The following is a 22,534-nucleotide window of genomic DNA, read 5'->3' on the forward strand; positions in this document are numbered from 1 at the left end:
ACGCTAATAGACCAATAACAATTCAAGGAAAGGCCAACGCCATAAAAACACAGACAAACAAAGCGCCGCGCAGGCAATCAAATCAAGAAAAAGCCACCGCCGCAGGCACAAAAACACCCCTAAAGCCTCTGCTCAACAGCAAGCAAAAATATCCGCGCCCACTGCTTAGCCTGCCGCTCACCCACCATGGGCAAAACCCAAACCTGACGCTTAGCGTCCTTAACCTTCAAAGCGACCTGCCATTGAGCATCATGGCCTTGCACCTCCGCCCCAAGCAGGTCGGCAAAAATATAAGCCCCCTGCTCGCCGCCAAGGCGAATCTCACATAACCGCTTGCCCGCAGCAAGCCGAACCGCCCCCCAGCTTCCCTTGAGTTCATGAGTCCAATCGCCATCGCGAATATTGGCAGCAACTTCCTTCCGACGCCGCCACCAATAAACAACTGCGGCAACCAAAAGCAAAGCAACAAGAACAGCAACCCCAACCGCAACAGCCAGGCCTAAAGCCGCTTGCAAGGCATAAAAAGCCCGCACCGCGCCATACACCAGCGCGATCAATGCAACGAACGCAACAAGAATCGGCATCGCAAACTCGCTAGACAAAAAATCAGGCTAGCACGGCGCGGCCCTAATCCGCAGAGCAAAAAACCATTGCGAAAAACGCGCCGCCGCGCGAGTGCCAGGCCCTACGGCTGCTTATGCGTCGCCGCCCACTCCTTCACCGCCTTGAGCGTGTTCTCGACGTGCTTCTCCGGCGAGAGGCTCGTGTACTCGTAAATGATCTTGCCGTCCGGCGCAATCACGTACGACACACGATTCGCCATCGAGCTATGCATCGGCATACCGGCGTCATATGCACCGATCACCTTCGAGTCGGCATCGGCCGCCACCGGGAATTTGCTGCGGCATTCGCTCACCGAAAACTTCGTCAATGTGTCGATGTTGTCGTGCGACACGCCGATTACCGTCGCACCATATTTCTTGTACTCGTCGACAGCTTCGGCAAACTCGTGGGCTTCAATCGTGCAGCCCTTCGTGAAGGCCGCCGGATAGAAATACAGCACCACCGGTCCGTTCTTCAACTCGTCGGCCAATGAATAGGTGTAGGTCTTGCCGCCCAGAGAAGCCTGCGCGGTGAACGGCGGTGCGGCATCGCCCGGTTTGAGCGTGGCCGAGGCCGTCAGCGAATGCATCGCGAATCCCAGCGACAGGACAGCGGCCAGCGCCGCCGATATGAGTTTTCTCTTCATTTCCAATCCCTCGAACGTTAGTGCACGCGGTTGGCGTAATGCGCCGAAGGTTGCGGCACTCGGCCCAACCCCGGCAATCTCCACTCGCTATTGGACCACGTACAGACAAGATACGTCAGAAACTGCGGAAAGGATGCAGACGCGAGCCGGCCAGGTATCAGGTCACCGCCAGGCCACTGCTAGGCCGCCGCTTCTTCGACATGCGCGCCGAACCACGCCGCCGCGGACAGGTTCAGCTCGGCCAGCACCTCAGGCGTGAGCGCCGCGAAGCCAGGCGGCGCATCGGGTCCGGCTGCGATCGCGGTGGTATCGGCGCCCTCGCCGGCCGCTTCGGCTATCCGCAACAAGGTGCCTAGCGCGCCGCTACGCGCCACGATCGCATCACGAATCTGCGGCGCAAGGCCGAGCTTCTCGAGGACGGACGCCGGTGTGCTGCCGAGCACCACATGGACCAAAGAAAAAATCCCGGTCATGAAAGCGGCATCGGCAAATTCGTCATCGGACGGGCGCAGCCAGCCGGCGGTCAATTCCATGAAGCGCGAGCGCGTGCCGGCCAGTTGCACCAGCGGATCGGCGCGCCACGGCAGTTCGCCGCTATCCGCGTACAGCAGCAGTTGCGCCCAGCGCGCAATCTGCCGCGTGCCGGTCGCGATGATGGCCTCACGCAGCGAAGCGATATTGCGCCCCAGCCCGAACGCACTCGAATTGACGAGGCGCAGCAGTTGCACCACCACGCTCGGGTTCAGTTTGAGCTCCGCTTCGAGCTCGACAATCCCGGCATCCCGCGACAACAGCGCCAGCAGGCGCAGCAGGCCGGGCCGCGGCGAGCGGTTGCGCGGCGTGGCCAGCACCTGCGGCCGTGCGAAAAAATACCCCTGGAACAGATCGAAGCCGAGGTCGCGAGCGATCGCAAAGTCTTCGCGCGTCTCGATCTTCTCGGCGAGCAGAGTCTTGCCGTGGCTGCGTATCGTCGACGCCAGTTGGCCAAGCGCGGCCCGCTGGGTCTGCAGGAAATCGATCTTGACGATGTCGGCATACGGCAGCACGGCAAGCAGGTCGTCGGACAGTTCGCTGATATCGTCGAGCGCCACCTGAAAGCCGGCGCGGCGCAACTCGGTCAAGCGGTGGCCCAGATGTGCGTCGAACTTGACGGTTTCGAGGATCTCGAGCACAAAGCGCTCCGGCGGCATCAAATGGACGATGTCGCTAAAGAGCAGCGCGCGGTCGATATTGACAAAGCCGCGGTGCTGACCCAGTACGGCCCCCACACCGATCCCGCCGATCGCGCGAGCCACGACCTGCGCCGTTGCCTGGGCGTCATCGCTGACCTCGGCATAATTATGCGCACTGGCTCGAAACAACAATTCGTAAGCATTGAGCGCCCCGTTGCGATCGAGAATCGGCTGGCGGCCCAGATAGACGAACTGTGCTCCGGACGTCGGGTCGGCGTCTTCGGAACATGGCTCAGGCACCTCGACGTGCCGGGGACTGGCCCTGACAAAGTGACGTTCAGACATGGATCATCGGTGCAAGTGTTCGGAAGGCTACGCAGCGACATCACGGCCGGCACTGCACAACGGGTTTGTCGTATTAACGGACGGCAAGCCGTTGCACTTTAACTGAATCGCTCGCGTGGCGACGCCGGGCCATGCCGCCGCGTCCTTACCCTATGTTTTTTGCAGCAGACGCTAAAGATTTCCCGCTGCCGGTCGTTATCTTGTTCTGATGGGGCGGCCTGATACCGCTTAACCGCCCGGACACGGCGGGCAATGAGCCGCCCCGCCTGCAGACGAACACAGGTTGCCAGCGACAAACATGGAAGCGAATACGATCACCGCGCCCCGCCGGGGCTCCTTGCGCACGGTCATCGACCGGTTTCGTACGTTCGGCCGGCGTGCCCACGGCAAACCCCAGGCACGCGCCAGCCGCGCCGCGCAACTGGAACAGGTGGTCGGCGCCGTCGACCTGCTGGCGCACATCGATCACGAGTTGCACTTCCTCTATGTTTCGGACGCCAGCCTGCGCTTCATCGGCTATCACCGTGAATATCTCGAGACCATCACGCTGCACGATCTCGTGGCGCCCGCCGACGTGCCACGCCTCGACGCGCTGCTGACGCGCGCCGTTGCCACGGGCAACGTCGAGAAGGCGACGCTCGGTCTCATCAAGTCACTGACCTACCCGATCACCGTCGAGCTGCGCGTGGTGCGCAGCAGCCACGACGGCATCGACGGCTATGCGATCGCCGGTTTCGACGTGTCGGCGTGGCGCGCCACCGAGGAACGCCTGACCCAGGCGCTGCATCTGGACCGCCTGACCAATCTGGCCAATCAGCCGGCGCTGATCCCCGCGTTGCTCGACGCGCAACAGCAAGCCGACGCCCACGGCACGCCGGCCGCGCTGCTGCTGCTCGACCTCGACGACTATCAGCGCGTGAACCGCGCGCTCGGCTACGATGCCGGCGACGAGATGCTGCGCGACACCGCGCGGCGTCTATTGAACATGACGAGCCCGGGCGAAACGGTGGCGCGCGTCGCCAGCGACGAGTTCGCGATCCTCGTCAAACCTGCCGCGAGCCGCACCGACGCGGCCGCCGCAGCCGAAGCGCTGGCGCGCCGCCTGTTGACCGCGATCCAGCAACCGTATGTCTTCAACGGCCAGCAGGTGCATCTGTCGGCGAGCATCGGCATTGCGCTCTATCCCGATGTGCGCCACGCCAACGACAACGCCGCCCACGACACCCACCTGCTGCGCTGGGCCGATCATGCCTTGCTGCAGGCCAAGGCGGCCGGCGGCAACACGCTCGCCTTCTACGTGCCGGACGACAATCCCGCCGACGCCGAGCGCCTGAAGCTGGAGGCCGATCTCTACGACGGCGTGCGCAACGGCGAATTCTCGCTGCACTTCCAGCCGATCACGAGCAGCCGCACGCATGGCGTGGTCGGCGTCGAAGCATTGATCCGCTGGTCGCACCCGGTGCACGGTCTCGTGCCTCCTTCAATGTTCATTCCGCTTGCGGAATCGATCGGCCTGATCAACTTCCTCGGCAACTGGGTGTTGAAGGTCGCCTGCATGCAGTTGATCCAGTGGGACAAGCAGGGCATCTCCTTGCAATACGTTGCCGTGAACGTGTCGCCGCAGCAGTTCCGCGATCCGCGTTTCAAGGACGCCGTGCGCGAAGCGATCGAGTTGACGGGCATCGACCCGCGCCGCCTCGTGTTCGAGATCACCGAAAGCCTGCTGATGCACGACCCGGCGCATGCCAAAGTTCTGCTCGAAGAACTGACCGCGATGGGCATCCGCTTTGCCGTGGACGATTTCGGCACCGGCTATTCAAGTCTGGCTTACCTGCAACGATTCCCCTTGGCCAAACTCAAGATCGACAGGAGTTTTGTCGAGAATCTGCTAACCTCCCGCAACGATCAGGCAATCGTTAGCGCGGTCGTCGGACTCGCACAGACACTCGATCTCGAACTGGTTGCCGAGGGCGTTGAAACAGAAGCACAACGCACCCTGCTCACCGAGATGGGATGCGACCACATTCAGGGATGGCTCGTCTGCAAGGCGCTGCCCTCCGACGAACTCGCGCAGCGTTTCGAAGCGCGCACGCTTCACCTGCACACCGCATAGCGATGCAGACAAACCTCCTGCACAGCGGAAGATGCCGGCCGGGAGCCGGTGTGGCATTCATTGGAACATGTATGGCTTTTGCGGGACTCACATGGTAAAGGCGGCGGTGCTCGACCGGCTCTGGACGCGAATGAGCGAGCGCGGCGATTTCCCCATGCTGTCGCAGTCGTTGCGTACCACCATGGCGGCGATGAACAACGACGACCTCGACTTCACCGGCCTCGTGCAGGTCGTATTGTCGGATTTCGCCCTGACGCAAAAGGTGCTGCGGCTTGCCAACTCGGCCATGTACATGGCGTTCGGCGGCAACATCACCACCGTGTCGCGCGCACTCATGGTGCTCGGCATGGATGCGGTCGGCCACCTGGTGGTCGGACTGAAAATCGTCGATCACTTTCATCACAGCGCGCCGCGCCGCATCGACGCGAAACTCGAATTGAACCGCACGCTGCTGTCGGGCTGCGTCGCACGCAAGCTGACCGAGCGCGGCGATCTGCGCGCAGGCGAAGAAGCCGTGGTCTGCACGCTGATGCGGCAGATCGGCAAGCTGCTGGTGGTGTTCTATCTCGACGCCGAGTGGGATCAGATTCGCCGGCATATCGAAGACGGCACCCTCGAAACCGATGCGTGCGTACTGGTGCTCGGCGTCACATTCGACGAAATCGGCGCCGAAGCGGCGGTGCGCTGGCGCCTGCCCGACATGATCCGCTCCGGCATGGGCGAGTTCGATCCGCTGGATATCGAGCAGCCGCGACAGGTGCAATGGCTGCGCGCCATCACCAACTATTCGACGGCGGTCGCCGACGTGCTGACCCAGCAGAACATGCCGGACTGGGAACGCGAAGAACGCATCACTGAACTGGCGCAGGCATACAGCCGCGCGCTGAACACCGACCCGGAAGTGTTGCTCGAGATGAGCGTCGCGCTCGCCCGTGAAGAAGGCGGCGACGGCGTGATGCGCGAGATCGTCGAGTTGCGCGCCAATGCGGACGCGATCGCACGCGAGGCGCTCGATCCGGAAGCGCGCATCGCGGCGGGTGTGGGCGATCTGCGCGGCCTGCCCGACGACAGCGCGCTCGCGCCGGCGTTGGCGCTGGCCGCGGAAACCGTGTTGGCGGCGCTCGGCTTCGCGCGCACGGTGGTGTTCGTCAAGCACAGCAACGGCACCTTCAAGGCGCGCCTCGGACTCGGTCCGAAGATCGACGCGGCAATGCCGCGGCTTTCGTTCAACACCGCGTTTGAGCCCGACGTGTTTCATCTCGCGATCGCGAATTCGGTCGGCATTTTTATCGAGAACGCACGCGACCCAAAAATGGTCGCGCGGTTACCGGAATGGTTCCGGCGTTCGTTCGACGATGCCCGCGCCTTCGTGCTGTTGCCGGTAGTCGACGAAACCGATCAGACAGTGGCGCTGTTATACGGCGACTGGTCTCATACGAACGAGCCACGCCGGATATCGCAGAAGGAAATGAGCGCGTTGAATGAACTGGCCAGGGAGTTAGGACGTTTTTTCGGCTTGGGGCAGATGCAGGAAATGGAGATGATGTGAAGACGTGGCGTGATCGTTGATCACGGTGCTTCACGCTCACCGGTTTTGTATTTGCCCTAAGTCGCGAGTCATGAATCCTGGATGCGGAAAGGCCGGCATGTTGCGCATGCCGGCCTTTCTGATTCAAACCTCGAACCTCAACCCTGCCCCCTCAATCCTCAATCCTCAATCCTTTCTAACCCCTCCGCACTCCGATCCGCAACCCCGGCCCAGGCTCCCGCCGCCAACCCAAGCAGCGCGATCTCTTCCACCGTCAACGGCTGCAAACGCGCGCACAAGGCATCGAGTTCATCCCACGCGCCGCACTCCAAAGCTTCGACCGCCGTCAGCAGCAACCCCAGCACACCCTGCCGATGCAGGATGCCCGTCTGGATCGGCCGCGACAGCGTCAGCACATTCAACGTGCTTTCAAGCGAACCACCGAACACCGCATCGACAAACGAAAACACGCCGGTCAGAAACGCCGCATCGGATTCGTCGCGCCCGGCTTCGGGCAAGCGCTCGATCGCCAGTTCCATGAAACGCGCCCGGCTCGCCGCGAGCTGCAGCAGAGGATCGTCCTCGAGCGCGACCTTGCGGCCGTCCGCGTACAGCAGCAATTGCGTCCAGCGAGCGATCCGGTTCGTACCGGTTGCGTTGATCGCTTCTCGCAGCGTCGTGACCTTGTGGCCAACAGCAAGGCCGCTCGAATTCGCGAGCTTCATCAGATGCATGACGAGCACGGGATTCAGTTTGAGTTCGGCTTCGAGTTGCGCAACGGTCGGCTCGCCTGACAACAGCTGCAGCAGGTTCAGCAATGCGTGCCGCGGCGCGCTGACGCGCCGTGTCGTCGAGGTCTGCGCTCGCGCGAAGTAGTAGCCCTGGAAACGATCGAAGCCGAGAGCATGCGCCGCGTCGAAATCGGCCTGCGCATCGAGACCCAGCGCGATCAGCAGCTTGCCGGCCGACTTGAGCACGCTCGTCAGCTTGGGCAACAGCGCACTCGGGGTACGCGCGAAATCGATCTTGACGACGTCCGCGTAGGGCAACAGCCTGGCGAACGTGTCGTCGGGCTGGGTCACTTCGTCGAGTACGAAGCGGTAGCGACGGCCGTGCAATTGAACGATACGCGCGATCAGTGCATCGTCCACCTCGATCGTCGGCGGCAATTCGAACATGAAGCGCTCGGTGGGCAGCCGCAGGATCGAGTCGTCGAACAGCATCTCGCGGCTGACATCGACGTAAGCGGGATGCCCGGTGAGCGCGCTGCGCACATTGCTCTGCGCCAGACCGCGAATCACGGCTCGCGCCACCATTTGCGCCGGCTCGGGCGCGCGGCCCGGCAACGCATCGGCACTCGAATCCGTGCCACGCCCCGCAATCGGGGCCGCGTCAGGGTCTGCGCCCGCAGGCAAATCCGGCGCGCGCACTTTGATCTCATAGCCGCACAGCATGCCGTCCCGATTCAGAATCGGCTGACGCGCGAAGCTGGCATTCAGTTGCGCATCGTCCGCTGCACCCGTGTGGCCCGGATTCTCGATTGCGATGGTGGTCATTCCATTCCCCCGCTAAGCGCCGCCCCGGCGCTCACTGCTGTATTTTGGTTTTGGCTGCACCGATAGCGTGCGCCCAAGCCTCTGAGGCCCGTGGCGTCTGCGATGCGCCCGGCGATTTTAGCTCAGGCCGCTGCGCGCGGACATGCCAACGCCGCAATATCTCGAAATAATTGGTTACCCGTCTCGCTGAAGGCCTGGAAAGAATCGACGATACTCTTGTGCAGTGCAGAAGCGTTCCACCACTCGTGCTACCCCGCCTTTAACCACCAAGGAAAATCATGGACGTCAAAAGCGTGCTGTCAAATGCCTTCGCGATGCCGATCACGAGCCCGGCGTTTCCGATGGGCCCGTATCGTTTCATCGACCGGGAATTTCTGATCATCACCTACCGCACCGATCCGGACAAACTGCGCGCCGTCGTGCCCGAGCCGCTCGAGATCGGTGAGCCGCTGGTGCATTACGAATTCATTCGCATGCCGGATTCGACCGGTTTCGGCGACTACACGGAAAGCGGCCAGGTGATCCCGGTGTCGTACAACGGCGTGGCAGGCGGCTACACACTGGCCATGTATCTGGACGACCATCCGCCGATTGCCGGCGGCCGCGAATTGTGGGGATTTCCGAAGAAGCTCGCCAAGCCCGTGCTCGAAGTCCACACGGACACACTCGTCGGCACACTCGATTACGGCCCGGTGCGTATTGCCACCGGCACGATGGGCTACAAACATCGGCAACTGGACCTCGCACAGCAGCAGAAACGCCTGGAAGCGCCGAACTTCCTGCTAAAGGTGATTCCCCACGTGGACGGCACGCCGCGCATTTGCGAACTGGTGCGCTACTACCTGCAGGACATCACCCTCAAAGGCGCATGGACGGGCCCCGCCGCGCTGGACCTGGCGCCGCACGCGCTGGCGCCGGTGGCGGACCTGCCGGTGCTCGAAATCGTCGAGGCACGGCATCTGGTTGCCGACCTGACGCTTGGACTCGGTGAAGTGGTGTTCGATTATCTGGACCAGCCCGAAGCCAACGTTCGCTGATCGACCGTCGCGGTTCGGCGTACACGACGCGCATGACGCGCATATGAAGTACATGTGAAGCGCATGAAGCACTGCTGCCAGACACGCGTCAGGCAGACGACGCTTCAAGCCTCGCCCAAAATGCAAACGGTCGCATCAGCGGCCGTTTGCATCAGGCAAAATCCATCAGGCAAGACGCACAACGCCTTACTTCAACACGACCTTCACGTCGAAGTACTTCGCCGCGAAGCGGTCGATCGTGCCGTCGGCCTTCAGTTCCTTGAGCGCCTGGTTCAAGGCGTCCTTCAACGCCTTGTCGCTCTTGCGGACACCGTAGCCCACGCCCGCGCCGAGCAGCTTCTCGTCGGTGACGGGCGGGCCGGCAAATTCGAAGCCTGCGCCTTGCGGCTTCTTCAGGAAACCCTTCGAAGCCGCTTCCGCGTCCTGGAACGCGGCGTCCAGACGGCCCGATGCGAGGTCGGCGTAGATCTGGTCCTGCGTCTGATACGGCACGACGTCGACGCCAGCCGACGCCCAGCGCGCTTTCGCATACGCTTCCTGAATCGTGCCTTGCAGCACGCCGACGTGCTTACCCTTGAGCGATGCCGGCGTGGGCAGCAGACCGCTGCCCTTCTTCGCGATCATCTGATTTGGAATCGTGTAGATCGGATCGGTGAAATCGATCGCCTGGCGGCGCTGTTCCGTGATCGTCATGTCCGAGTTGATCGCGTTGAACTTGCGCGCTTCCAACGCCGGAATCAGGCCGTCGAACGAATTCTCGACCCACACGCATTTCGCCTTCAGCTTTGCACACACGGCATTGCCGATATCGATATCGAAACCTTGCAGTTCGCCCGACGGCGACTTCGATTCGAACGGCGCATACGACGCCTCAACGCCGAACCGCACTTCCTTGATATCCGCGGCCGACGCGGACCCTGCCGTTACCGTTGCCGTCGCGAACAGCGCGAGCGCGGCCATGTTTCGCCAATTCATCTTCATTACGGGTGTTCCTCTACGGTATTGAATAAGACGGAGCCGAATCCGGGCAAGCATGATTGCCGCGCCAAAAATGCGATTCAAACTCGTGCGGCCGGTGTGGTGCAGCGCAACAGCCGCGAGGGCGGGATTGTACAGGCTTCGCCAGGCGCGCCAGGCGGGCGCCGACACCCGCCACCCTCACACGACCTCGAATCGATGCACGGCAAAGGTGCAAATTCGTGTCGCGTTCGGGCAAGAGATGAGGTGTGAAGGAGATGATGCCGCGGACGGCTAAACGAGCTTCGCGAGCGTTTCCTGGGTGGTCTCCACGACCAGCAGACCCGCACGCAAACCCGGTTTGACCGTCGCGTTGGGAAACACAATGCGCTCTTCGTCGTGACGCACGGTGTAGCGATACTCGCCATCGCGTGCGAGCACCGTGTTCTTTACGAAGGGCGTGAAATTCGGCACATCGGCGGCAAGCAGCAATTCGAATGCTTCGCTTTGCTTGGTGAGCTGGTCGATCACGGTGAACACGCGCGGCATCGCCGCGGGCGCGTTGCCGTTCTTTGTACCGGCTAGCAGATGGCGCAGCGCTTCGTCCGCACCGGCAAAACGTGTCAGATCGTTCTGCCCGAACGGACGCACCTTGCCGAGTTCCAGTGTGCACGCTTCGGCGCCGCATGCTTGCGCGGTGAAGTGCGAATACGTGTTGCCCTTGGTGGTGTGCAGCAAAACTGCGCTGATGCGCGCTTCGCCGAGCCACTCGAACATCGCGCGCGAAAACGGCGTGCCGGTGTGCGGCAACAAGGCGAATTGCTCGAACGCGGAGGCGCGGATCGCCGTGTGCATGTCGATATGCCAACGCGCACCAGGCTCTTGCGAAGCAGCGGCAAAGAACTGCGTTGCCGCACGCTCCAGGGCCACCGCGCGCGGCGCTTCGTGGCTATGCGGCACCTGCGTGTGACGTCCACTGAAGAGCCGGTTCAGATCGTCGTCGCGATAACGGCACGCGTCGCGCATGGCATCGACGTTGCCGAGAATCACCAGCAGGCGGCATGTCAGCGCCGCGCGGCCTTGCGCGATATCGCGCACGAGGCGTGAAAGCAGTTCGATCGGCGCTGTCTCGTCGCCATGCACGCCGGCGGAAGCGAGCACGCTGCGCGCGGCTACGTCATGCGAGGCCGGTTCGAGTTGCAGAACGCCGTCGTCGAGCCAGGACCAGCGCACACCGCTGCCGGCACACGTGTCCCGCGTTTCCTGCGCATCAGGCCGTGTCCCCGCCAACGTGTAGGCAAGAAAATCGTCGAGCATCGGAACCGGCATGCGGCGCTCAGCGCTGGAAGTCATACAGCGAACCCAGGCCGAGAATCTGCGTCAGTTCATCGAGCGCGGTGCGCGACTCGGCGAGCAAGTTCGGATCGGTCAGATCGGACGGTGCGAGACGATCGCGGTAGTGCTTTTCGATCCACGTATCGAGGCGGTCGAACAGATTGTCGTTGATCCATACGCCAGGCGTCACCGCCGCGCGCTCCACATCGTTCAGCGCCACGCGCAGGCGCAGACATGCCGGACCACCGCCGTTCTTCATGCTTTCGCGCAGATCGAACACGAGCACGTCGTCGATCGGACCGGTGTGCGAGGTCAGATCGTCCAGATAGGCGCCCACACGCTCGTTCTCGCGGCACTCCTGCGGCACCACCAACACCTGCTTGCCGTCCGGGCGCGTCAGCAACTGACTGTTGAACAGGTACGACGTGACCGCGTCGGACACGCTCACTTGCGCGTCCGGCACCTCGATCACGTTGAACTCGGCCTTCAGCCCCGAGAGCTTGGTGCGCAGTTCGTCGTACACCGCGTTCTGTTCGACAAACGCGAGTTGATGGCAGAACAGCGTAGTGCGATTGCCGACCGCGATCACGTCGTTATGGAACACGCCCGCGTCGATCACGTCGGGGTTCTGTTGTGCGTACACGGTGGCCGATTCTTTCAGACCGTGACGATGCGCGACCGCGCGGCTCGCCTCGAACGTCTGACGTGCGGGAAAACGCTTCGGCTCCGGTCCGCGGCGATATTCGCTGCGGCCGTAGACGAAGAATTCGACGCCACGTGTGCCATATTCCGAGCAGAAACGCGTGTGGTTCGCCGCGCCTTCGTCGCCGAGAGCGGGCGTGCCAGTCAGTGCCTCATGCACCGCGAAACGGTCGGTGTCGCTGAAAATAGCGCGCAAGGTGCGGCGCGTCGACTCATGCTCGATCGCGCGATGCAGCTTGCTGCACAGATTGGCCGGCGTGAAATGCACGCGGCCGTCGTGCGTGTCGGCTGACGGACTCACCGTCGCGGCATTCGCGGTCCACATCGCCGAAGCCGAACTCGCCGCGGCCAGCAACTCGGGCGCGTCTTTAGCAACGCGTGCGATCACGGTGGCGTCGTCGCCCGAAAAGCCGAGTTCGCGCAAGAGGCGCATCGAAGGACGCTCCTGCGGCGGCAACACGCCCTGATGAAAACCGAGATCGGCCAACTGCTTCATCTTGCGCAGCCCCTGCCTGGCAGCCGCTTTGGGATTGGCAACCGACTTCTCGTTGTTCTGCGACGCGACGTTGCCGAACGAGAGCCCCGCGTAATTGTGGGTCGGGCCGACGAGACCGTCGAAATTCGCTTCAGTGGCTTGCATCGTCGATCCTTAGAATTGAAGACCCGGCGAGACGCTCGCGGGCATTTGCAGTTGCGCGCTTTCAACGGACGCCATCGGATACGCGCAGTAGTCGGCAGCGTAGTACGCGCTCGGCCGGTGATTGCCCGAACGCCCCGGGCCGCCGAACGGTGCGCCCGACGACGCCCCATTGGTCGGCCGGTTCCAGTTGACGATACCCGCGCGGATGGTGCGCTGGAAATGCGCCCACAGCGCTTCGTCGTCGGCGAGCAGGCCGGCGGAGAGGCCGAACTCGGTATCGTTGGCTTTTTCGATCGCTTCGTCGAAAGTGCCGTAGCGAATGATCTGCGCCAGCGGTCCGAAATGCTCTTCGTCCGGCAGGTTCTTCACGGCGGTCACGTCGAGAATCGCAGGCGTGACGAAGCCGAGTTTCGGATCGCGCTGCTCCATTTTCAGCAGTGCTTTCGCGCCGTCTGCCAGCAAGCGCTCCTGCGCCGCGACCAGGCGCGAAGCCGCGCGCGCGGAAATCACCGCACCCATGAACGGCTGCGGATCGGCGTTGTATTCGCCGACACTAATGCGCGAAGTCACTTCGGTCAGACGTTCTACAAAGCGATCACCGAACGCGTCGTTCGGCACAAAAATACGGCGCGCGCAGGTGCAACGTTGCCCCGCCGACAGAAACGCCGACTGAATCGTGTGATGCACAGCGGCATCGACATCCGCCACGGGTCCGATCACGAGCGGATTGTTGCCGCCCATCTCCAACGCCAGCACGATCTCCGGACGACCGCCGAACTGCTTGTGAAGCAATGTTCCGGTATCCGAACTACCCGTAAAGAACAGACCGTCGATCTGCCGATGGTTGGCGAGCGCAATGCCCGTCTCTTTCTCGCCTTGCACGAGGTTCAGCACGCCCGCAGGCAAGCCCGCATCGCGCCAGATCTGCACGGTCAGACGCGCGACACCCGGCGCGAGTTCTGACGGCTTGAACACAACGGCATTGCCCGCGATCAGCGCCGGCACGATATGCCCGTTCGGCAAATGTCCCGGGAAGTTATACGGCCCGAACACGGCGACCACGCCATGCGGACGATGCCGAAGCACGGCAGTGCCGTCGGCCATCGGCGAACGCTTTTCGCCGGTGCGCTCGTTATAGGCCTGAATCGAAATTTCGACCTTCGCCGCCATCGACGCCGCTTCAGTGCGCGCTTCCCACAGCGGCTTGCCAGTCTCCCGGCCAATCGCTTCAGCGAGCGCTTCTTTACGTTCCGTCACGAGCGCGGCGAAGCGGCGCACCACGCCGCAACGCTCGTCGAGGCTCAAGGCCGACCACGCTGCAAACGCGCGGCGTGCGCTGCGTACCGCACGATCGACGTCGTCCGCCGAGGCGCTGTTGCCTTCCCACACCGTCGCGCCCGTACCCGGGTTGCGCGACGCGAATGCGGGTCCTGTGCCGGCGGCCCATTCGCCGTCGATGAAAAGCTCGCTCATGATCATCCTTGTTTGTGTTTCAGCGGCAGCACCCGCACCGGGTCGCCTGCCTTGACGTCGAGTGCGGCCGCCTCGGCGGCGCTCATGCGGAACACGCCGTCTTGCGGCACGCCCGCAGCCGCGCCCACGCGAAAATCGCCCAGCGACGTATTCGATACCAGTGAACGCGGTGCATCCTGCGGCGCGCCTGCCGGCACATCGGCGATCTCGACCGGCACCACCACGCTTTCGCGCACAGTGCGCAAGTCGGCGATATGGCATTCGAGCACCGGGCCCGCATCGAAAATATCAACGTGATTCTCGTAGCGCAGCCCCTCCGATTCGAGCATGCGGCGCGCCGGAATCGTGTCGCTATGCGTGAGGCCAACGCATTCCTGCGCCTCTTCCGGCAACAGTTCGACATACACCGGATAACGCGGCATCAGCTCGGCGAGAAACGCCTTGCGGCCGTGTGAGCTCAGATAGTCCGCGGCATTGAAATCGATCTGGTAGAAATGCGAGCCGACCGCGCGCCAGAACGGCGAGGTGCCTTCCGCGTCGAAATGGCCGCGCAATTCCGCGCACAAACGCTGCGGAAAGCGCTCGCGGAACTGCGCGAGAAACATGAAGCGCGAACGCGACAGCAGACCGCCGACGCCGCTCGTGCGGTAACGCGGGCTCAGGAATAGCGAACACACTTCGGCGTAACCCGTGAGGTCATGCGAGATGTTCAGCGCACGCATGCGCGTCCAGATGCCGAGGTCCTGGCTCGCGTGCACGACCGTGCTCACGCGGTAGTTGTAAAACGGTTGCTGCAAACCGACTGCGGTTTCGATGCCGCATACACCTGCCACGTCGCCGGTGTCGGTATCTTCCATGACGAAGAAGTACCCGGCTTCGTGCGGCTCGGCGTGGTTTTCCATTGTGCGGCGGGCACGTTCAACGCGCGCCGCCAGTGCATCGCGATCCGGCTTGAAGGTGGTGAGACCGGGGCCGGTCTCCTGCGCGAGCCGCATAAGCGCGTCCACATCACCTCGTTGCACAACGCGAACGACGATCATTGTGCGTCTCCCGTCAATTCTTCCTGATGCGGCTCATGCAGTGGCACGCAGCGTACCGCGTCGCCCTCCTGCACGCCGAGCGCGGCACGCGCCGCATGCGACAACGACGCGCCGCTTGCCTTACCGGCCGGCAATTCACCAAGTACGCAACGGAACTCGCCGTCCGCACCGTTATGCGCGATCAGATACGTCGAGCCGTCGGCAACCGCGCCGGCTTCGTGCACCACACGCGTTTCATTGCGTTTCACGCAGGCGCTGCGATCCATTTGTGCGGTCAACACCGGACCCGCATCGAAAATGTCGATAAAGCGATCCGTCTCGAAGCCTTCTTCGAGGTGAATCTCATACGCGAGCAACGCCTTCGAATCCGGCTCACCAAGCACGCGTTGCGCCGCTTCCGGCAGCAAGGGCACATAGATCGGATAGGTCGGCATCACTTCAGCGATAAAGGTACGACTGCGGCCGCCCGATTCGATTTCGATGTCGGCAAAGTTACGGCCAAAGAACTTGCGCCCCACAGCTTCCCAGAAAGGCGACACGCCCGAATCGTCGGTCACGCCGAGCAGCAGCGAGAACACCTCGGGCGTGAAACGCTTGCGATTGGCGGCGATGTACATCATCCGCGCACGCGACATCAGATGCGCTGCCGCATCGCCGCGCAGCGACGGATCGATGTAATAGCCCGCAAGCCGGCTCTTGCCGGTCAATTCATGCGACATGGTCAGCGCATGAATCTTGCGATTCACGTGCAACTCGCGCGACGCATGAATCAGCGCGTCGTTGCGAAACGCGTAGAACGGGTCCGAATAACCGGCCGCGGCGACAATGCTCGCCGTGCCCATCAGCTTGCCGCTCTCTGCGTCCTCGAGTACGAACAGATAAAACTCCTCGCCCGGAAAATCGGCTTCCGCGCGAAACGAGTCTTCCGACAGCGCGACGCGCGCTTCGAGCGCTTGCCGGTCGTGCGGTAGCGAATGCAGCACCGGTTGCGCGGTGCGCGCCATATGTTCGAGCGCATCGAGATCCGCGAGGCGGCTTGGGCGTACGAAGAGCATCATCGTTCCTGTTGAATGTGACGCATGATCAATGCAGCAAGTCAGTGCCAGCGATCAGTGCGACGCCGTTTCGGCCTTCGCACCGACGATCTCTTCGATGGCCTTCGCCAGACGCGCGAAGCCTTCGTTCATATCGTCGAGCGGCATGATCAGCGACGGCACGAAACGCAGCACGTCCGGACCCGCCATCAACATGATCACGCCGTGCTGACCCGCGGCGGTAACGAAATCTTTGGCGCGGCCCTTGAATGCATCGGTCAATTCAGCACCGATCAACAGACCCTTGCCACGCACTTCCTTGAACAAACCGAAGCGTTCGTTCAGCTTCGCGAGATGACCCTTCAATGCTTCGCTGCGAGTACGCACGCCTTCGAGCAGCTTCGGATCGCTGACCAGCTCGACCACCTTCTCCGCGATCGCCGCGCCCAGCGGATTGCCGCCGTAAGTCGTGCCATGTACGCCGACCTTGAAGTGCGCGGCCAGTTCGTTAGTGGTCAGCATCGCTCCGATCGGGAAACCGTTGCCGAGCGCCTTCGCGGTGGTCAGGATGTCCGGCGTCACGCCGCTGTCCTGATACGCGTAGAAATAACCGCTGCGGCCCACACCCGTTTGTACCTCGTCAAAAATCAGCAGTGCGCCGTGCTGGTCGCAGGTTTCGCGCAGCGCCTTCAGGAACGCCGGATCGGCCGGGATCACACCACCCTCGCCCTGGATCGGCTCGACGATCACCGCACAGGTCTTCGCGCCGATCGCTTTCTTCGCCGCTTCGATATCGTTGTACGGCAAGTGGATAATGCCGGCCGGCACCGGACCGAAACCTTCTGAGTACTTCGGCTGGCCGCCGACGCTCACGGTGAAGAATGTGCGGCCATGGAACGACTGCGTGAACGAGATGATTTCGACTTTGTCGGCGCCGTGGCGTTCGAACGCGACGCGGCGCGCCAGTTTCAACGCTGCTTCGTTCGCTTCCGCGCCCGAGTTGGCGAAGAACGCGCGATCGGCGAAGGTCAGGTCTTCGAGACGTTTGGCCAGACGTAGCACCGGCTCGTTGGTGTAGCCGTTGCCGATGTGCCACAGCTTGCCACCTTGCTCGTGCAGCACATTCAGCAGTTCAGGATGCGCGTGACCGAGCGCGGTCACGGCTATACCGCCGGCGAAGTCGATATAGTCGCGGCCTTGCGTATCCCAGACGCGTGAGCCGAGACCGCGATCCGGCACGAAGGCGGCGGGCGAAAACACCGGCACCATCACTTCGTCGAAGGTCTGGCGTGTCACAGTCAGGTCGTTCATGGCAAATCCTCGTTACAGGTGAGAGGTAATACACGTAGTGTAGGAAACCGCAGGCGATACGTCTTGCGCATACGCGACGCTTTCTATGAGCTTCCAGGCGGATATGTCGCGGGCAGGTCGCCGGATGGTCGCAAACAGCCCGCTTTCCGGCCGTTCCTTTCGCTTTTTCCGCCTGCTTGTTCGACTTGCCTACTCGACTTGCCTATTCCGCCTGATCGGGCCGTTCGATCAACGCAGCCGGTCGCGGCTCGCTGGCCGTGGCGCCGGTCGCGCCGGTCTGCTTATCGATCCAGTTACGACGATCCTCGCGTGGTGTGACACCAAAGCGTTCGCGATAAGCATTCGAAAAGTGCGCCGCCGACGAAAATCCGCAAGCAAGACTGATCTGCACCACCGACTTGCTGGTGCGCTGCAACTGCGTGCGCGCTTTCGAAAGCCGCAACCCCAGGTAGTATTTGGACGGCATCGAGCCGAGATACTGACGAAACAGGCGCTCCAGCTGACGCCGCGAGACATCGACGAGATCGGCGATTTCATCGGTGGTCAGCGGGTCTTCGATATTCGCTTCCATCAGCATCAGCGCATCGTTCAGGCGCGGATGGCGCTCGCCCGGCGCGGTCACGTACGGAATGCGCTGCCGCTCTTCGCCCGCACGCAACACGCCGACGCCGAGCGTATCGGCAATCCGGTCCGCCAACTCCGGACCATGGTCGCGGCCGATCATCGCCAGCATGAAGTCGACGGTTGCCTGACCGCCCGCGCAGGTTGCGCGATCACGGTCGATTTCGAAAATTTGCTGGGTGACGATCGAGCGCTCGAACTGCTCGGAGAACTGCTGGTAGGTTTCCCAGTTGACGCTCACGCGATAGCCCGACAATTGCCCCGCCATCGCCAGCCACCAGACACCGTGATGAATGCCCGTGACGAGCGGCGTGCGCTGCCCGACCCGCGAAAGACTTGCGAGAAAGAGGCGATAGTCGGCGAATTGCTGGAACCGTTCGCTGACGATGATCAGCCAGTCGCACGAAATCGCATCGCCGAAGGCGGCATCGGCAGGCCATTGCGCGCCGCCCGACAAAGGCACTGCGCGGCCGTCCCACGAACATACCTGCACGCGGTACAGCGCCCGGCCATCGATTTCGTTGGCGAGATTGAGCGCGTCGACAATCGGCCCGACGCCTGTCATCGACACCGGCGGCAAGGCGACGATTGCGACCTGCGTGGTGCGGGCCGGGTTGGACGTGCGAGCCATCACTTATCAGTAAAACGCGAACCGCGCCTTACTTCAGACTGCCGGACAGGAACTGCTTGAGCCGTTCACTGCGCGGCGTGGTCAGTACTTCAGCGGGCAAGCCCTCTTCTTCGGTGCGGCCCTGATGCAGAAACATGACGTGGTTCGACACATTGCGCGCGAAACCCATTTCGTGCGTGACGACGATCATCGTGCGGCCTTCTTCGGCGAGCTTCTGCATCACCTTTAGCACTTCGCCGACCAGTTCGGGGTCGAGCGCGGAGGTGGGCTCGTCGAACAGCATCACGTCGGGGTTCATCGCCAGTGCACGCGCAATGGCCACGCGCTGCTGCTGACCGCCCGACAGATGCGACGGATACTGCTTTTCCAGACGCGGCGCGAGCCCTACCTTCTCGAGATATTCGCGCGCACGTTCTTCCGCTTCGCGACGCGACATGCCGAGCACATGAATCGGCGCTTCGACGATGTTCTCGATCACGTTCATGTGGGCCCACAAGTTGAAGTGCTGGAACACCATCGCGAGTTTCGTGCGGATGCGTTGCAGTTGCTTGTGATCGGCCACTTCCAGATTGCCGGCGCGGTCGGCTTTGGTTTTAACCATTTCCCCGTCAACCACGATCTGCCCCGCGTTCGGTCGCTCCAGAAAATTGATGCAGCGCAGGAAGGTACTCTTGCCCGACCCGCTCGCGCCGATGATGCTGATCACGTCACCCTTGTTCGCGTTCAGCGATACGCCCTTGAGCACTTCGTTGTCGCCGTAGCGCTTGTGGATGTCCTGAACGGCGAGCTTGCAAGCTTCGGTTTGAGTCGTGTGGAGCAAGATGCTCTCCCTTTGAAAATACGGATCAATCTACGTGACAGCACGGCCCAGCCGCGCCGCTGCATCGAAACATGCCTGCTCAGTGCGTGCGCACCGCCAGGTAACCCAGCCAGTGACGCTCCGCGCGGCGGAACAAGGCCACCAACGCGAACGACACCGCCAGGTAAATCAGCGCCGCGAGGCCGAACGCATCGAACGACTGATACGTGGCGGAATTCGCATCGCGCGCCACCTTCAGGATGTCCGGCACCGTGGCCGTAAACGCGACCGTGGTGGCGTGCAGCATCAGGATCACCTCGTTACTGTACAACGGGAGCGCCCGGCGCAGCGCGGACGGTATCACAATGCGGCGGTACATCGTGAACCAGCTCATGCCGTAGGCACGGGCCGCTTCCACTTCCCCGTGCGAAGTCGAACGGATCGCGCCGGCGAAAATCTCGGTGGTATACGCGCAGGTGTTCAGTGCGAAAGCGAGAATCGCGCAGTGAAAACCGCTGCGAAAAAACGCGTCGAGCAATTGATGCGAGCGCACGAATTCGAGGCTGTACATGCCGGTGTAAATCAGCAACAGTTGCACGTACAACGGCGTGCCGCGAAACACGTAAGTGTAGAGACGCACCGGCGTCGACAGCCAGCGCTTCTTCGATACGCGCGCCACCGCAAGCGGAATCGACGCGAAAAAGCCGATCCCGATCGACGCCACCAGCAGCCACAGCGTGACTGCCAGACCGGACATGCGCTGACCGTCCCAGTACAGGAACGCGCGCCAGAATTGATTGAGAATGTCGATCATGATCGATTAGAGCTCCGCGTGGCGCACGCCGATCGAATAGCGCTTTTCCAGCCAGATCAGTACGAGATTCGACATGGTGGTGATCGCCAGATAGATCAGCGCCGCGATCAGGATGAAGAAGAACATGTTGAAGGTGCTCTTGCCCGCGTCCTGGGCGGCTTTGACGACATCGGCGAGACCGATGATCGACACCAGCGCGGTGGCCTTGACCAGCACCTGCCAGTTGTTGCCGATGCCCGGCAGCGCGAAGCGCATCATCTGCGGAAACAGGATGCGTGTGAACACGCGTGCGCCGCTCATGCCATACGCACTGCCCGCTTCGAGCTGGCCGCGCGGCACGGCGAGAAACGCGCCGCGGAAGGTTTCGGTGAAGTAAGCGCCGTAAATGAAGCCGAGCGTCAACACACCGGCTACGAACGGATCGATATCGAACTGCGGCAGATTGAGCGCGTCGGTGAGATTGTTGACCGCGATCTGGATGCTGTAGAACAGCAGCAGCATCAGCACGAGGTCGGGCACTGAGCGGATCAGCGTCGTATAGCCGGTTGCGATCATCCGCAGCGGCCGGTTGAACGAGAGTTTCGCCGCCGCACCCGCGAGGCCGAGCAGCACCGACGCTGCCAGCGACAGGACGGACAACTCGATCGTCTGGATCGTGCCGGCCAGCAACACCGGACCAAAGCCGTATAGGAACACGCGTGTCTCCATCCAGGTTTATTGAGGATGTCATGGACGGTGTCGGCTTTGGCTGCCCGACTCGTCCAGCATGGCGCGGAGTCTCGCAAGCGAAAATTAAATTCTCAAAGGACTGGGGAGTGTGTGCTGCGGTGCAGCAATTGGCCGCCTGGCGCGGGTGGGGGCTTGCAGCGCTTGGTTTTGTGGGGGATATGGGTTTGTAAGGTGGCGAGTGCGCCGTGGGCGCTGCCGCGATTTAGCAAGTTTTGGGTCGCTTTTTCGATAGAGGTTGGGGGCGCCTGCGGCGGGGGCCTTGCTTGATTTGGTTGCCTACGCGGCGCTTTGTTGGTTGGTTTGCCTACGGAGGTGGGCTTTCCTTTGTCTATTTGCCTGCGCGGCGCTTGTTTATCTGATTGCCTGCGGCGGTGGCCTGCCCTTGATTTGTAGTGGTCAAGGCAACGCTAATAGACCAATAAGAATTCAAGGAAAGGCCAACACCATAGGCACACAACAATAAGCGCCACGCAGGCAAAAAACCCTATTCAATCCCTAACCTAGCCCGAATAGCCGGCAACATAAACTCCACCGCCGCGCGCCCCTCTTCCATCGCCGGCCCGGCCCGATGAAAATCAAAAATCCCCATCCCGCCCAGCCGCGGCTGAATCAGAATATCCGCCGGCTCACCGGCAAGGCGACTACGCGTAATCCGCACCTGCATGATGTCGATGCTCTGCGCGATCGAACTGAGCATCGAAGGTACACGCGCACTCGGCGCAGGCGGCACACGCACATCATCCGAAGCGCGTCCTTCGGCAGGCGCAAGCCAGCGAGGCCACGGCTTGCCGTTACGACGCAGCGAGACCGGCGGCGGCGCAGCCGGATCGATCGCTGGCGTCTCGACCACCGCGCCGCCGAAATCGCGGCCATTCAGAATATCGTTGTTCAGATCGACCGCGATCACGCAGTCCGCGCGCATGCCGCGCGCCACCGAAACCGGCACCGGATTGCTCAGGCCGCCGTCCACCAGCCACACCCCGTTGTGAAACACCGGCGTAAAAATCCCCGGAATCGCAATCGAAGCCCGCACCGCGTCAACGACGCTGCCGTCCTGCAACCAGGTCTCGCGCCCCGAATCGAGTTCGGTGGCCACCGCCGCGAACGGCATGTTCAACTGCGCAATCGAGCGGCCGTCGAATTTGTCCGCAAATATCTGGATCACCTTACGCCCGCCGAGCAAGCCACCCGAAAAACGCAGATCGAGTAGCCGCACCACCGTTTGCCAGGTGAGCTTCGAGACCCATTCTTCGAGCCAGTCGAGATCGCCGTTTGCATACACGGCGCCGACCAGCGCGCCGATCGACGTGCCGCACACCACATCCGGCTTGATGCCCGCATCGAGCAACGCGCGAATTGCACCGATATGCGCCCAGCCACGTGCGGCGCCGCCCCCCAACACCAGCCCGATCCGGCTGTATCGACGTCGATGTATCATGTGTTGCCTG

General features: G+C 62.3%; 19 protein-coding genes. 3 read left to right on the plus strand and 16 right to left on the minus strand.

Annotation, left to right across the window (positions count from 1 at the left end):
* Positions 1-119: 119 nt before the first annotated feature.
* The 3 genes from PQR40_RS37175 to PQR40_RS37185 form a co-directional block, all read right to left on the minus strand.
* Positions 120-584 (minus strand): hypothetical protein, encoded by a 465-nt coding sequence (locus PQR40_RS37175; RefSeq protein ID WP_408511137.1) that lies wholly within the window; start codon positions 582-584, stop codon positions 120-122.
* A 101-nt stretch (positions 585-685) separates the two neighbouring features.
* The gene (locus tag PQR40_RS37180) at positions 686-1,249 is read right to left on the minus strand and encodes a peroxiredoxin (protein ID WP_408389154.1); all 564 of its coding nucleotides are present in this window, start codon (positions 1,247-1,249) and stop codon (positions 686-688) included.
* Positions 1,250-1,428: 179 nt separating this feature from the next.
* Entirely contained in the window at positions 1,429-2,766 is a 1,338-nt protein-coding gene (locus tag PQR40_RS37185) for an EAL and HDOD domain-containing protein (protein ID WP_408241926.1), read from the minus strand.
* A 298-nt stretch (positions 2,767-3,064) separates the two neighbouring features.
* On the opposite strand from PQR40_RS37185, the gene PQR40_RS37190 reads away from it, so the two are divergent.
* Together PQR40_RS37190 and PQR40_RS37195 are read left to right on the plus strand one after the other, a co-directional pair.
* Complete coding sequence (locus PQR40_RS37190; protein ID WP_408241928.1) at positions 3,065-4,879, plus strand: putative bifunctional diguanylate cyclase/phosphodiesterase; 1,815 nt, start codon at positions 3,065-3,067, stop codon at positions 4,877-4,879.
* Positions 4,880-4,970: 91 nt separating this feature from the next.
* Entirely contained in the window at positions 4,971-6,428 is a 1,458-nt protein-coding gene (locus PQR40_RS37195; protein ID WP_408241930.1) for an HDOD domain-containing protein, read from the plus strand.
* Positions 6,429-6,586: 158 nt separating this feature from the next.
* Here PQR40_RS37195 and PQR40_RS37200 read toward each other — a convergent pair whose 3' ends face one another.
* Entirely contained in the window at positions 6,587-7,963 is a 1,377-nt protein-coding gene (locus PQR40_RS37200) for an EAL and HDOD domain-containing protein (protein WP_408241932.1), read from the minus strand.
* A gap of 278 nt (positions 7,964-8,241) precedes the next feature.
* Here PQR40_RS37200 and PQR40_RS37205 point away from each other — a divergent pair, with 278 nt between their 5' ends.
* Positions 8,242-9,000, plus strand: coding sequence for an acetoacetate decarboxylase (locus tag PQR40_RS37205; protein ID WP_408241934.1), 759 nt, complete (start codon positions 8,242-8,244; stop codon positions 8,998-9,000).
* A gap of 186 nt (positions 9,001-9,186) precedes the next feature.
* Here the strand turns inward: PQR40_RS37205 and PQR40_RS37210 are convergent, their stop codons facing one another.
* The 12 genes from PQR40_RS37210 to PQR40_RS37265 form a co-directional block, all read right to left on the minus strand.
* The gene (locus tag PQR40_RS37210) at positions 9,187-9,981 is read right to left on the minus strand and encodes an ABC transporter substrate-binding protein (RefSeq protein ID WP_408241936.1); all 795 of its coding nucleotides are present in this window, start codon (positions 9,979-9,981) and stop codon (positions 9,187-9,189) included.
* A gap of 270 nt (positions 9,982-10,251) precedes the next feature.
* Entirely contained in the window at positions 10,252-11,310 is a 1,059-nt protein-coding gene (gene astE, locus PQR40_RS37215; protein WP_408511138.1) for a succinylglutamate desuccinylase, read from the minus strand.
* Positions 11,294-12,634 (minus strand): N-succinylarginine dihydrolase, encoded by a 1,341-nt coding sequence (astB, locus tag PQR40_RS37220; protein WP_408389144.1) that lies wholly within the window; start codon positions 12,632-12,634, stop codon positions 11,294-11,296. The genes astE and astB overlap by 17 nt, the downstream gene beginning before the upstream one ends.
* A gap of 9 nt (positions 12,635-12,643) precedes the next feature.
* The gene (astD, locus tag PQR40_RS37225) at positions 12,644-14,107 is read right to left on the minus strand and encodes a succinylglutamate-semialdehyde dehydrogenase (protein ID WP_408511139.1); all 1,464 of its coding nucleotides are present in this window, start codon (positions 14,105-14,107) and stop codon (positions 12,644-12,646) included.
* A 2-nt stretch (positions 14,108-14,109) separates the two neighbouring features.
* On the minus strand, positions 14,110-15,147 hold the full coding sequence (astA, locus tag PQR40_RS37230; RefSeq protein WP_408241944.1) for an arginine N-succinyltransferase: 1,038 nt from the start codon (positions 15,145-15,147) through the stop codon (positions 14,110-14,112).
* Complete coding sequence (gene aruF / locus PQR40_RS37235) at positions 15,144-16,202, minus strand: arginine/ornithine succinyltransferase subunit alpha (protein WP_408511148.1); 1,059 nt, start codon at positions 16,200-16,202, stop codon at positions 15,144-15,146. Before aruF ends, astA begins: the two co-directional genes overlap by 4 nt.
* A 54-nt stretch (positions 16,203-16,256) precedes the next feature.
* Positions 16,257-17,492, minus strand: coding sequence for an aspartate aminotransferase family protein (locus PQR40_RS37240; protein WP_408511140.1), 1,236 nt, complete (start codon positions 17,490-17,492; stop codon positions 16,257-16,259).
* A 202-nt stretch (positions 17,493-17,694) separates the two neighbouring features.
* Positions 17,695-18,744 carry a GlxA family transcriptional regulator gene (locus tag PQR40_RS37245; protein WP_408511141.1) on the minus strand — a complete coding sequence of 350 codons (1,050 nt, stop codon included), beginning with the start codon at positions 18,742-18,744 and terminating at the stop codon, positions 17,695-17,697.
* A 28-nt stretch (positions 18,745-18,772) separates the two neighbouring features.
* The gene (locus PQR40_RS37250; protein WP_054043063.1) at positions 18,773-19,564 is read right to left on the minus strand and encodes an ABC transporter ATP-binding protein; all 792 of its coding nucleotides are present in this window, start codon (positions 19,562-19,564) and stop codon (positions 18,773-18,775) included.
* A gap of 79 nt (positions 19,565-19,643) precedes the next feature.
* Entirely contained in the window at positions 19,644-20,357 is a 714-nt protein-coding gene (locus PQR40_RS37255) for an ABC transporter permease (RefSeq protein WP_097392044.1), read from the minus strand.
* A gap of 6 nt (positions 20,358-20,363) precedes the next feature.
* Entirely contained in the window at positions 20,364-21,053 is a 690-nt protein-coding gene (locus PQR40_RS37260; RefSeq protein WP_408241950.1) for an ABC transporter permease, read from the minus strand.
* Positions 21,054-21,570: 517 nt separating this feature from the next.
* Complete coding sequence (locus tag PQR40_RS37265) at positions 21,571-22,524, minus strand: patatin-like phospholipase family protein (protein WP_408242425.1); 954 nt, start codon at positions 22,522-22,524, stop codon at positions 21,571-21,573.
* Between the last annotated feature and the right edge of the window lie 10 nt (positions 22,525-22,534).

The organism is Paraburkholderia sediminicola, assembly GCF_046026855.1.
In the GTDB taxonomy this organism is placed as follows: Bacteria; Pseudomonadota; Gammaproteobacteria; order Burkholderiales; family Burkholderiaceae; genus Paraburkholderia; species Paraburkholderia sediminicola_A.

What these genes read in the sequence shown, in the direction of transcription:
- PQR40_RS37175 (WP_408511137.1), bottom strand. Translation starts at nt 584, where the DNA reads ATGCCGATTCTTGTTGCGTTCGTTGCATTGATCGCGCTGGTGTATGGC.
- PQR40_RS37255 (WP_097392044.1), bottom strand. Translation starts at nt 20,357, where the DNA reads ATGATCGACATTCTCAATCAATTCTGGCGCGCGTTCCTGTACTGGGAC.
- PQR40_RS37190 (WP_408241928.1), top strand. Translation starts at nt 3,065, where the DNA reads ATGGAAGCGAATACGATCACCGCGCCCCGCCGGGGCTCCTTGCGCACG.
- PQR40_RS37210 (WP_408241936.1), bottom strand. Translation starts at nt 9,981, where the DNA reads ATGAAGATGAATTGGCGAAACATGGCCGCGCTCGCGCTGTTCGCGACG.
- PQR40_RS37200 (WP_408241932.1), bottom strand. Translation starts at nt 7,963, where the DNA reads ATGACCACCATCGCAATCGAGAATCCGGGCCACACGGGTGCAGCGGAC.
- PQR40_RS37240 (WP_408511140.1), bottom strand. Translation starts at nt 17,492, where the DNA reads ATGAACGACCTGACTGTGACACGCCAGACCTTCGACGAAGTGATGGTG.
- PQR40_RS37185 (WP_408241926.1), bottom strand. Translation starts at nt 2,766, where the DNA reads ATGTCTGAACGTCACTTTGTCAGGGCCAGTCCCCGGCACGTCGAGGTG.
- PQR40_RS37265 (WP_408242425.1), bottom strand. Translation starts at nt 22,524, where the DNA reads ATGATACATCGACGTCGATACAGCCGGATCGGGCTGGTGTTGGGGGGC.
- PQR40_RS37245 (WP_408511141.1), bottom strand. Translation starts at nt 18,744, where the DNA reads ATGGCTCGCACGTCCAACCCGGCCCGCACCACGCAGGTCGCAATCGTC.
- astA (WP_408241944.1), bottom strand. Translation starts at nt 15,147, where the DNA reads ATGATCGTCGTTCGCGTTGTGCAACGAGGTGATGTGGACGCGCTTATG.
- PQR40_RS37195 (WP_408241930.1), top strand. Translation starts at nt 4,971, where the DNA reads ATGGTAAAGGCGGCGGTGCTCGACCGGCTCTGGACGCGAATGAGCGAG.
- PQR40_RS37205 (WP_408241934.1), top strand. Translation starts at nt 8,242, where the DNA reads ATGGACGTCAAAAGCGTGCTGTCAAATGCCTTCGCGATGCCGATCACG.
- PQR40_RS37180 (WP_408389154.1), bottom strand. Translation starts at nt 1,249, where the DNA reads ATGAAGAGAAAACTCATATCGGCGGCGCTGGCCGCTGTCCTGTCGCTG.
- astD (WP_408511139.1), bottom strand. Translation starts at nt 14,107, where the DNA reads ATGAGCGAGCTTTTCATCGACGGCGAATGGGCCGCCGGCACAGGACCC.
- aruF (WP_408511148.1), bottom strand. Translation starts at nt 16,202, where the DNA reads ATGCTCTTCGTACGCCCAAGCCGCCTCGCGGATCTCGATGCGCTCGAA.
- astE (WP_408511138.1), bottom strand. Translation starts at nt 11,310, where the DNA reads ATGACTTCCAGCGCTGAGCGCCGCATGCCGGTTCCGATGCTCGACGAT.
- astB (WP_408389144.1), bottom strand. Translation starts at nt 12,634, where the DNA reads ATGCAAGCCACTGAAGCGAATTTCGACGGTCTCGTCGGCCCGACCCAC.